Source organism: Pseudopedobacter beijingensis (assembly GCF_042678145.1).
Lineage (GTDB): Bacteria > Bacteroidota > Bacteroidia > Sphingobacteriales > Sphingobacteriaceae > Pseudopedobacter > Pseudopedobacter beijingensis.
In genome coordinates this window covers 14460-26654 of sequence record NZ_JBHUDG010000013.1, presented here as the reverse complement: position 1 = coordinate 26654, position 12195 = coordinate 14460, and the positions used below count along the sequence as shown (strand labels likewise).

Annotated in this window: 7 protein-coding genes; 6 read left to right on the top strand and 1 reads right to left on the bottom strand. The window is 37.6% G+C overall.

What is annotated here, in order from left to right; genetic code table 11:
- The first annotated feature begins 12 nt into the window (after positions 1 to 12).
- The 6 genes from ACFSAH_RS08960 to bglX all read left to right on the top strand — a co-directional run bounded on the left by ACFSAH_RS08960 (position 13) and on the right by bglX (position 10771).
- Positions 13 to 1092: an endo-1,4-beta-xylanase gene (locus ACFSAH_RS08960; protein WP_379662382.1), complete on the top strand. Its 1080-nt coding sequence runs from the start codon at positions 13 to 15 to the stop codon at positions 1090 to 1092.
- 53 nt (positions 1093 to 1145) lie between these two features.
- Positions 1146 to 4271, top strand: a complete 3126-nt coding sequence (locus ACFSAH_RS08955) for a T9SS type B sorting domain-containing protein (protein WP_379662381.1) — start codon at positions 1146 to 1148, stop codon at positions 4269 to 4271.
- A 23-nt stretch (positions 4272 to 4294) separates the two neighbouring features.
- A complete protein-coding gene (locus ACFSAH_RS08950; protein ID WP_379662380.1) occupies positions 4295 to 5197 on the top strand; it encodes a PorP/SprF family type IX secretion system membrane protein in 903 nt (300 codons plus the stop codon).
- Positions 5198 to 5205: 8 nt separating this feature from the next.
- Positions 5206 to 6816, top strand: coding sequence for a hypothetical protein (locus ACFSAH_RS08945; protein WP_379662379.1), 1611 nt, complete (start codon positions 5206 to 5208; stop codon positions 6814 to 6816).
- Between the two features lie 390 nt (positions 6817 to 7206).
- Positions 7207 to 8445 (top strand): endo-1,4-beta-xylanase, encoded by a 1239-nt coding sequence (locus ACFSAH_RS08940; RefSeq protein ID WP_379662378.1) that lies wholly within the window; start codon positions 7207 to 7209, stop codon positions 8443 to 8445.
- An 85-nt stretch (positions 8446 to 8530) separates the two neighbouring features.
- Positions 8531 to 10771, top strand: coding sequence for a beta-glucosidase BglX (gene bglX / locus ACFSAH_RS08935; RefSeq protein ID WP_379662377.1), 2241 nt, complete (start codon positions 8531 to 8533; stop codon positions 10769 to 10771).
- Positions 10772 to 10869: 98 nt separating this feature from the next.
- Here bglX and ACFSAH_RS08930 read toward each other — a convergent pair whose 3' ends face one another.
- Positions 10870 to 11928 carry an outer membrane beta-barrel protein gene (locus ACFSAH_RS08930; protein WP_379662376.1) on the bottom strand — a complete coding sequence of 353 codons (1059 nt, stop codon included), beginning with the start codon at positions 11926 to 11928 and terminating at the stop codon, positions 10870 to 10872.
- Between the last annotated feature and the right edge of the window lie 267 nt (positions 11929 to 12195).

Sequence of the window (12195 nt, the reverse complement as noted above, 5' to 3'; positions counted from 1 at the left end):
AAAATGATAGATATGAGAAAGTTTTTGTTTGTAATGACGATGAGTATATGTACAGTTTTAAGCTGTATAAAAGGGCAGGAAGAGCCGGTTTTTCCATCTCCGGATTTAACTATTCCAATAGAAGAAGGAGTAACATTAAAAGGAGAACTGCCATTTCCTTTTGGAGCTGCGGTGAATAATAATCTGCTGAAGAACCGGGCAGCTTATCGCGAAACCGTCATCAAAGAATGTAACAGTGTAACGGCAGAAAATGCGATGAAATTCTCGCAGTTGCATCCTTCAGAAAATGTATATAATTGGACAGAAGCAGATTATCTGGTGAATTTTGCTCAGCAAAATGGTATGCGTGTACACGGGCATACGTTGATATGGCACAAAAATCCACCGGCATGGGTACTTAATTATCAGGGCGATGCGGTTGCATGGGATCAACTCTTGAAAAACCATATACAAACCGTAGTAGGGCATTATAAGGGAAAGGTAGCATCGTGGGATGTTGTTAACGAAGTAATGGCGGAGAATGGAACATTGCGGACGGAAAGCATCTGGTATCAAAAATTAGGGCCTCAGTTTATAGAGAAAGCTTTTATCTATGCTCATGAAGCAGATCCTGATGCCTTGCTGTTTTATAATGATTATGGTCATGAATTTGGACCAACCAAAAGAACAGCAATTATTAATCTGGTAAACGATTTAAAATCTAAAGGGGTACCTATCCATGGAATAGGAATGCAAATGCATACCCGTTATACGCAATCAGACGCCAACCTTGCAGCAGCAATAAATACAGCGACAGCAACAGGTCTAAAAGTACATATAGCAGAGTTAGATATACAGATGAACCCCGATAATGTTCAGGATCTGGTATTTTCTGCGGGTTTGGCAGCACAGCAAAAAGCTAAATACGAATTTATAGTAAAAACATATAACGCTATTCCAAAAGACCAGCAGTTTGGTATTACCACATGGAATGTTGGAGATGCAGATACCTGGATTAGAGGCGAATATAATAGACCTGATTGGCCTTTGCCTTTTGATGATAATTATCAACGCAAACCAGCGTATCAGGGAATTTTAGATGGCGTAAAATAAAATATTACAACATCAATTTTAAATCGTACAGAAAAAACTCAATAATCAGTAAAATGAAAAAAACATATCTGGCTTTTGTCTTAGTGTTCCTGTCTGGCGCTGGTAGTTTTGCACAAAGTGTAGTCATCAATAAAATTTATAATGCTACCGATATTTTTGAAGGATATTCGGACGCGATTGAATTACTGGTAATAGAAGACCATTTGGATATGAGGGGGTTGATCATCAAAGATCTATCTCTGAATAATAGCAGCAATACAGATGCCGGTGGCAGATACAAATTTAACAGTATAGATTTCTGGAGCGATATGCGCTCGGGAACTACTATCGTATTAGGAAGACCCACGGCATTAAATGCCGCTTATACAGAAGACACAGAGGCTTCTGATTATAGACTTAATCTAATGCTTCCAGGAGGTTCGGCGGGTAATACCTACTTTACGCCTTTGCAGGAAGACCCCGGAGGACAGTTTTTTAATATCACCCAAAATGATATCGTTATCATTAAAAGAGACGATGGAACAGCTAATGGAAAAGGCATAAATCAGGCTATACATGCTTTTTCCATAGGAAACAGTAATACTTCGGCACAATTTACAGCAATGCAAAATGCCGGAGTACCAATTTTATATGCTTCCGGAACAACAGGAACAGGATACTATCAATATCCGTTAAATCCGGATAAAGCGATAGCAGACTATAATGGTACAAAAGCTACATCAAGTAACGTTGGTAATAACTTAGGGTGGGGAACAGGTCTAGGACAAAACAATATAGATTACATTGCATCATTAAGGGTACTGTTTTATATAGATGCACCGTCATCATTAACAGGATTTTATTCTAATGCTAACAGTATAACACTAAGCTGGGCAGATAACTCCCATAACGAAACAGGTTTTGAGATAGAAAAATCAACAGACGGAGTATCTTTCACATCATTGGCAACCGTAGGTAGCAATGTCAGTACATTTACTGAAACAGGAATTTCGCAGTCGCAAACAACCTATTACAGAGTAAGAGCATTAAACCCGGACGGAAATTCAGCGTATAGCAATGTATTTAGTACATCGGCAATTACAACAGCTCCGGTGGTTGTTAATAAAATATTTAATGCTACATCAGATTTTCAGGGATATCTGGATGCGGTAGAATTACTGGTGGTAAAAGATCATCTGGATATGAGGGGATTAATTGTAAAAGATATTTCTCTGCCAGATGCGAATAAGGATGGCGGAGGAAGGTATAAATTTAACAATATAGATTTCTGGAAAGATATGCGTTCCGGAACTACCATTGTTTTAAGAAGACCAAATTCTGCGGGGCAGAGTCATACATTAGATACAGATGCTTCTGATTTTACGCTTGATTTATTGTTGCCCAATACAACTTCTGGCAGTACATATTTTACGGTATTGCAGGAAAATCCCGGAGGACAGTTTTTAAATATAACTGCCAATGAAATTATTATTATTAAAAAAGATGACGGTACACCTAACGGAAAAGGTTTGCAAGATGCCATACATGCATTTGCTATAGGAAATAGTAATACAACGGCAGAGTATGCAGCATTGCAGGCAGCAGGTGTTCCTGTTCTGTACGCATCAGGTGCAACAGGTACAAATTTCTTTCAATACCCTTCAAATCCCGATAAAGACATATCAGATTATAAAGGGGCAAACGCAATCTCGCAAACTGCAGCAGGAACAGATTTAGGGTGGGGAGTAGGCTTTGGGCAAAATAATATAGAATATATAGACCTGCTCAGACAAACAGTTTTATCACCATCTCCGCTTCTTGCAGAAGTAGTGTCTTTAAATGAAATCAGATTAAGCTGGGCAGATAATACTACAAATGAAAGCGGATTTGAGGTGGAACGCTCAACTGATGGAGTGAATTTTACATTGCTTACTACAACAGCGCAGAATATTGTGGCCTATACAGATAATACCGTAACGTCAGGTACAATATATTACTATAGAGTAAGAGCAGTAACTCATACGGGTTTTACTTACTATTCAAATGTAGAAAACCTGATAGCCGGAGCGGGAATCATCACACAATTAAATTTTACGCCAGTAACACTTTATGAAAACCAGCCGGTAAGTACCATTGCCGGAAATTTCTTTGTAGTATCTCCGGATGCATCCGTAAATGTAACTTATACATTAGTTAGCGGTACGGGTTCTGCAGATAATGCGAAATTTAAAATATCGGGTAACCAGTTGCAAACCAATTCTGTGTTAGATTTTGAAACACAGGAAACCTACAATATAAGGGTAAAAGCAACATCACAATCGAACTTTACGTTTGAAAATTCTTTCACCATCAGTATTAACAATGTTAATGAAGCGCCAACAATTACAGCAATTGGAGACCGGAATACCTGTGTCGGTATAGAAGAGAAAACAATTTCTATCACTGGAATAACTGCCGGACCTGAAAGCGGACAAATAGTAACAGCCAGCATCATTTCTGATAATCCGCAACTTTTTGAATTGCTAACGGTGAGTCTTACAGGTAACGGTAATGGAGAAATAAAGTATAAATTCAATAATAACAATTCGGGAAGTGTAGAATTATCGCTTATAATTCAGGATGATGGGGGTACAACTAATGGGGGAGTTGACAGACATACAGAAACATTTACATTGAATATCAACGAATTTCCTGTGGCAAATATCACTTCCGATAAAGGAACAACAGTAGATAAAGGAGTTCTTGTAAGGTTAACAGCAGGTGGAGGTACAAGCTATCAGTGGGAAAATGCAGAAGGGATAATTGGCAATACCAATACTGCCGAAATTACGGTAAGACCTGTACAAACTACTACTTATAAAGTACTCGTTACCAATAGCGGAGGTTGTAGTGTTACGCAGGAATTTACATTGACCGTGAACAATAACTATGATTTGGTGGTTGCGGCTAATCTTTTATCTCCTAATGGCGATGGTTTAAATGATTACTGGAAAGTTGAAAATATAGATTTATATCCTGATAGTGAAGTAAAGGTATTTGATAAAAGCGGTAGAATTATCTTCAGTAAAAAGGGATATAACAATGACTGGGATGGCAGGATTGCAGGTTCTTCGCTGAATGAAGACACCTATTATTACCTGATAGATTTTGGTCCGGGACAGCCCAAGAAAAAAGGATTTATCACCATGTTAAACAATTAATTCAGGATTTTATCAGTAAAAAGATGAAACAACTATATAAATATCTCGCAGGACTTTTTATTGGGATAGCAACTATCCACGAAGTATCTGCACAGCTTAATCCTTTGGGGAATATGTATTTCCAGAATCAGTATTTAGGGAATCCTGCCTTTGCAGGAGCAGAAAAAGGATTAAATGCCAATCTGGTTTATCGTAAACAGTTCAACCAGATTCCCGGTACACCGGTTACCCAATCTATTACTGGAGATTATGGCTTTGCTAACCGGACAGCAGTAGGCTTGAATCTTAGTTTTGAAAAAAGCGGATTGATTAACCACACCAGATTTATGGCAACTTATGCCTATCATTTACCAATAGCCGAAGATAAACAAGTACATTTTGGCTTGTCTCTTGGAGTAGCAAGAGAGTATATTAATAACAGAGACATTACAGGAGATAGCCATGACCCGGTAACAAACAGATTTAACGACAGAGGAGGCAAACTAGATGGAGATTTTGGTGTAGCGTATACCGATAAAAAGTTAACATTGCAGGCCTCTGTTCTTAATTTGGGGAATTATCTGGAAACAGACCCCAATTTTGCAAATGGCGTAAACTATGCCACTTTCTTTACCGCTGTAGCATACAAAATAGAACTAAATAATCAGTTTACTGCCGAACCGAAAATAGGATACCGGGGAATTAAAGAATTTGATAACATACTGGATGTTGGAGCAAATTTCAATTATCAGAATAAATTCAATGTATTTGGCTTATATCACACTACAGAAAGTGCCACATTTGGTTTTGGCGTAGGCTATAATAATGCCTTAACATTTACAGGAATGTACACTACCAATACGGCAGCTATGAAAGGTTATACGAATGGTGATTTTGAATTAGGCATAAATTACAGATTCAGTAAAAAGAAAACCAATAATAATTGATAAATAAGATGAAAAAAAATCTACTTTTAACCATGTGCATGATAGCAGGGATTTCTGCCTATGCGCAATTTACTCCGGGGAATTTAGCGGTTTATCGCTATGGAGATGGCGAATTTCCAATGTCAAACGGACAGCGTGTACCTGTGTTTATTGATGAGTATACAGCATCGGGTAGTTATGTGAAAACTATTCCCATATCGCGTACAGCAAACGGTGCTAATTATGGGTTGGAAGGTTTGGCGCTAACCTCTGGCGGAGCCTACGAATCAGAAGGTTATCCCGTATTATCAAAAGATGGTTCAACGCTTTCCATCATAGGGCACAATCCCGACCAGGCAGGACAGTTTGTTGTAGCAACTATTAATGCCGCCGGAGCTGTTGGTGCTAATACTTTGGTAGTAGATGCTATAGGTGCTCCGCGTTCGGCTGTAGTAGAAGGAACATCTGTATATTTTAATGGTTATGACGGTGGAGTAAGATACAAAACTGTGGGTACAACAGATGCTTCGGTAAGAGTTTCTTCGGCACAAAATGCACCAAGGGTGTTAACTATAGCAGAAACAGTGCTAAATGGCGTAACCCTTGCAAAGATATTTGCACCGGATAATCAGAACAATATTCCGTTTGCTGATTTGATTACAACCTCTACATCATTTAAGACTAATGATTTTGGGGGTACAACAGCTCCTTCTAATGCACATCAGGTTGCAGTAGTAAAATCTCCGGGTAGTCCTGCTAGAACTTTACTTTATGTGATTGACGATAATGGCCCTGTTATAAGAAAATACAGATCAAATTTAGGAGGAACAAGCTGGTTAGCTAAGGGGGATATTAGTGTACCTGCGGGAACCAGAAGTTTAACGGCTGTTAAAACTTCTACCGGTGTTAAAATATTCTTTACAACATGGGGAACACCAGGCAGCAATGACTCACGGCTTTATACTGTAGACGATATATTTACAGATGCCAGCGACGGTGATACAAATTTTGCTGGAATGCCGGAATTAATAGCAACAGCATCCGCGAATACTACATTCAGAGGAGTAACTTTAGCACCCGGAACAGGTGTGCTGCCGGTAACATTAACTTCATTTGAAGCTAAAAATGAAGGAAATATTATCAAATTAAACTGGTTAACGGCAGCAGAAAAAAACAGTTCGCATTTTGATATCTTAAAATCATTTAACGGAATAGATTTTCAAAAAATAGGAGAGGTAAAAGCCACAGGAAATGCCGATAGCAATACAAATTATACTTTTAACGATAACAATCCATTTCCGGGCGTAAATTATTACAAGCTGCAACAATTTGATAAAGACGGCAAATCTGAGTTCTATGGTCCTGTGCAGGTGACAACAACAATCGAAAAAACAGATTTTAACATTTATGCTTCGGCATTAAAAGCTATTGCAGAGGTGTCTGTTTATTCCGCCACGAAACAGCAGGGAAAAATACGCATACTTGACATAAACGGACAGGTTTTGTTGGAGGAATCCTTAAACCTCGAAAAAGGATATAACAAAATAAGCCTGCCGGTAAACAGAGCAAAAGCAGGAGTGCAAATTGCAATATTAAATGCTCAGGCAGAAGTTATCACTAAAAAATTTGTGTGGCAATAATAATAATTTAATGTAAAACACCGGCATTTCTGGGGTGAAGATGCCAATGTTTATAGGCTTCTCCCTCCGGGGGGTGACCAAAATGGCCTAAATCGTCACGTTTTGTCATTCCGATCCCGGTTTTCGGGAGAGGAATCTCTTTATAAAACGTTCTGATAGAGATTTATTCGTGAGCTATTATATTTTTAAAGGTGCTCATGATTGCTTTGCAAGTCTCCCGTTGGTCGAAATGACAAAAGACTTTTGGGTCAGCCGCAATATTGAATATTGTTTCGTGAGGATACAGACCGGGGAGTAGATGTTACACTCCAAAAAAATACCGATACTTTGGGGAGAGAGTATTGGTACTTAAAAAGCGTTTATCAACCAATAAATTAAATTATAAACCCGATGAAAAATTTAACGATTTACACATCGCTTGTGTGCTTCATGTTAGGAGCATGTCAGGCAGAAAAAGCAAATGAATTGACACTTTCTGTAAAAGAAAGCAATAAACAGGAAAGTGCAACAACAGCAGTAAGCAACATATTGCAGGGAGTAAATACAGATGTGATTATAGGAGCAGCAGTTAATTCTAACAGATTTACCAATACTGCTTATAAAGATTTGGCAAAATTGCATTATAACAGTATTACTGCGGAGAACGACATGAAAATGAACAGTCTCAATCTACAAAAATTTGTATGGGATTTTGGAATACTGGGGAATGGAATAGAAGAAAAAAATGAAAAAATTCCTAATCTGGCAAAAGACCATGGTTCAAAAAGAATACATGGGCATGCTTTGGTATGGCACCGGGCATTGCCCAATTGGGTTAGTACAGAAGTCAACAATACGCCGGTAGCACAGCGGGCTGATACGCTTGATGCTATTATGAAGCGGCATATTTATAAAACGGTTGCTTTTTATAGCAATAATTACAAAGCAGGTAATCCTTCTTTGCCTTTGTTAACATCATGGGATGTTGTAAATGAAGCCTATTATGACGATGGGACATTAAGAGGTAATGAAAATATAGTCGCCGGAGAAGATATTGGCAGCCTTTGGAAAAGATATATGGGCGAGCCGTATATTGAAAAAGCTTTCAGATATGCCCGACAAGCAGCAAGAGCAAATTCAAACTGGAAACTAAAACTTTTTTATAACGATTACGGTCATGAATATTCTACCACAAAATTAAATGCCATTTATAATAAAGTAATGGCATTGAAACCCTTACGTGAAGGAGGTGACCCGATTATTAATGGTGTTGGTTTACAAATGCACATCAGATGGAGTACACCTTTAGCTAATATAAAGGCAGCTATTCAGAAAATGAAAGATACCGGTTTATTGATACATATTGCCGAGCTGGATATTTCGCTGCTTTCGCCAGGAGAAACTACTGTGCCTTCGTCAGAACTGACTAACCGCCGCAACCTGCAAAAGTCTTTATATTATAATGTCGCAAAGGCATATCAGGAAATTGTACCGGTAAGCCAGCGCTGGGGCATTACTTTATGGAATATAGGCGACGCAGATTCTGCCTGGGGAGTAAATGCAGAAGCAACTCTATTTAACACAAGCTACGGAGTAAAACAAAACTACTATAATTTCAGAGATGGGCTTGATCTCAATATTGTACCATAGTGAAACGATGGAGAAAATGAGAATTAGCCCGTTTAATCAAAACATATATAAGGCAAGAAACTAATAAGGAAATATAAACAAGAAGATGAACAGGCAATTCAGTATGTTAATTCTATTCCTCGGAATAAGTGTAAACGCAATCGCGCAACAAAAAAGTATAGAGCAGCGGGTAGATAGTTTATTAAAACTAATGACCCTGCAAGAAAAAATAGGACAGTTAAACCAATATTCAGGCAGACAGGTTACCGGTCCCGAAAGCAAAGTGAAAACAGATCTGCGCAGCGATATTAAAAACGGTTGGGTAGGCTCTATGCTTAATGTTAAAGGGGTAAAAGATACACGTGAAATTCAGGAGCTGGCAATGGAATCGAGATTGAAGATTCCGTTGCTATTCAGCCTGGATGTTATTCATGGCTATCAAACTACCTTCCCGATTCCATTGGCAGAAGCGGCAAGCTGGGATTTGGAGGCTATCCGACTTTCTGCGCACATAGCGGCTAAAGAGTCAGCGGCAGCGGGAATTCACTGGACATTTGCGCCTATGGTAGATATCAGTCGTGATCCAAGATGGGGAAGAGTAATGGAAGGTGCAGGAGAAGATACTTACTTAGGTTCTTTGATTGCTTCGGCAAGAGTGAAAGGCTTTCAGGGAGAAAAATTAGGAAATACCGATGCGGTTATGGCATGTGCTAAACATTTTGCAGCTTACGGTGCTTCCATCGCCGGGCGTGATTACAATGCCGTAGATTTAAGTGATCATCAATTGTGGGAGACATACCTGCCTCCTTTTAAAGCAGCTGTTGATGCTGGAGTAGCCACTTTTATGAATTCTTTTAACACGCTAAATGGTATCCCGGCTACAGGAAATCAATATCTGCAAAGAGATATCCTGAAAGGGAAATGGAATTACAAAGGATTTGTTGTAAGTGATTGGGGGTCTATTGGAGAGATGGTTACGTGGGGTTATGCCAGGGATAATGCAGAGGCAGCAGAAAAAGCCATTAATGCAGGTAGTGATATGGATATGGAAAGCAGGGCATATAAAAACTATCTGCATCGTCTAATTAAGGAAAATAAAGTAAGTGAATCTGTAGTGGATGATGCAGTCAGGAGAATTCTGTATAAAAAATTCGAGTTGGGATTGTTTGATAATCCCTATAAGTTTTCTGATTTAAAAAGAGAAGCGAAAGTATTGAGTGATGTTAGTCATAAAAATATAGCCAGAGATGTTGCAAAGAAGTCTATTGTTTTGCTGAAAAATGAATCTGCTTTATTGCCGTTGGCAAAAGGGAAAACAAAGTTGGCATTAATTGGCCCATTGGTGAAAAGTAAAAGAGATCATAAGGGAAGCTGGATAGTAAATACAGATACGGTTCAGGTGGTAAGTCTTTATGAAGGTATTAGTAATAAATTAGGTAAAAAAGCAGAGATAAAATACGCACAAGGTTGCAGTATTACAGGAAATAGTCAGGAAGGATTTGAAGAAGCTGTCAATTACGCGAAACAATCAGATGTGGTTATTATGGCTTTGGGAGAAAGCTGGGATATGAGTGGAGAGGCCAAGTCTAAAACAAATATCCACCTAAATGGTGAGCAGGAAGCTCTTTTTAATGCAGTAAAAGCTACAGGGAAGCCAGTTGTGGTGATTTTAATGGCGGGACGTCCATTAATATTTAATGACATTGCAGCAAAGGCAGATGCTATTCTTTATGCCTGGTGGTTGGGTGATGAAGCAGGCAATGCCATAGCTGATGTGTTGTTTGGGGATTATAATCCATCAGGAAAACTACCTGTAACATTCCCTCGTCATGAAGGACAAATTCCTTTATCTTATAATTATTATAATACAGGGAGACCTATAAAAAATCCTAAATATATAACTTATAAATCAGCTTATATAGACTCTCCAAATACTCCGGCTTTTGCTTTTGGCCATGGATTAAGCTTTACTAATTTTGAGTATAAAGATCTGGTGTTAAGTAAAGATAAATTGAATTCAGGGGAATCTGTAAAAGTTGAATTTACATTAGTAAATAATGGTAAATATGCCGGCGAAGAAGTAGTGCAACTTTATTTGAAAGATGAGGTGGCGTCTGTAGTAAGACCGATGAAAGAACTGAAAGATTTTACAAAAGTTTATCTTCAATCTGGAGAAAGTAAAAAAATAAATTTTGTGATTAACAAAGAAAAGCTTTCTTTTTATAATAACCAGTTGGAGTGGGGAGCAGAGCCAGGTGATTTTTTAGTTATGATTGGTACAGCTTCTGATGATATAAAACTGCAAAGCAGGTTTACTTTATTGGAGGGAAATGTATCTGATAGGTGATTTTCTAAATATAAAATAAGTATAAGGTAATAAGGTTTTATTTCTGCTATTTTGTTTATAAATGCAGAAATAAAACCTTGTTATAAGTATATCTGTTATCAGAAACTATACACCAAAGCTGCAGAGAACTGTATGGCATTTGGGGTAGCTGTAATCAGGTCTGACTTGGTGAATTCTTTTAACTTGCTGTTGTCCCATCTTAGTTCAGGAATAAAAACAAGTCCTCCATGTTTAAAGTTTCCGGTTAATGTAAGTGCAGTTTTGGCATCGCCACTTAAACCTCCTTCGTCTTTTACTTTGAAATATTCACCTCTTAATCCTATTCCAATATTATCTTGAATACTAAATTTAGGATAAAGCGCAGCACCGTAATAACCACCATCAGATTTAAAAGAATAGTCTGTAGCATTAATCCCTAATGAAAATTTGTTGTTGAAAGAATAATTTGCCACTAAGTCTAAAAGTGTACCGGATGAATAATTGCTGTTTCCTCCTTCAGAAGATCCTGTTAAAAAGTTAAGGTATACATTAGTCTTTTCGTTAGGTGTTATGCTGATTTGAGAACCAATATGAGAAATTCCGTTAAAATCCTGATAGGTATTCCAGTCATTGAATAGGCCTATCATACCGCTTATTTTATCGGAAAAAGAATAAGTCGCTTTTATTCCCGCATTTTGAAAAGGACCCGCTCCAAAAAGATAAGAGGTAGAGTAATGGAAGTTGGCGGTTGGTGAAATAACTTCGTAGCCAACAAATGTGCCCATAAATCCAGCAGTTAGATTTAGTTTATCTGTAAATGCATAGTCAATGTATAAGTTTTGCAGGTGGAAACTGTTATCGGCATTAGTTGGGTTTTGGTCGCCATTAAGCAAAGAACGGTATTGTCCACGCGGACCAAAAGATAATTCTCCTACAAAGAAGGCCTTACCAGTATTTTTGCTAATGGCCAGATCTAGCATTCCCAAAGAAATAGAATTTTGGTCTTCCGTGAAAAAAGTATTGATATTACTATGTTTTGCAAAGTCGTATTTCCAATAAACATCGGCACTGCCATTAATTTTCAGACCTGTGGTTCCGAGAGTAGTATCCTGTGCATAGTTTTTTGAATAAAACAAAGATAAACCTGCTAAGAGAATGGTTGAAATTGATTTTTTCATCTTTTTTAAGATTTTATGGTTTAAAAAATAAGTTAAAAAGAGATGAAGATCAGTTTTTGAGGTTGATTTAGGTGTTTTTTAAATTAAGGCTTTCTCTTTAATCAGTTTTTAGTCTGATTTTTCATTAAAAATCAAATTATTTTTAATGAAATCAAAATTTTAGTGTTTTTATGTTTTATTATTTGATTGTTTTTTATGTGTTATTTGTTTTTTGTGTTGATAAAATTGTAAAAACTGTATTTTTTTTAGATGTTTTTTTAAATGTGT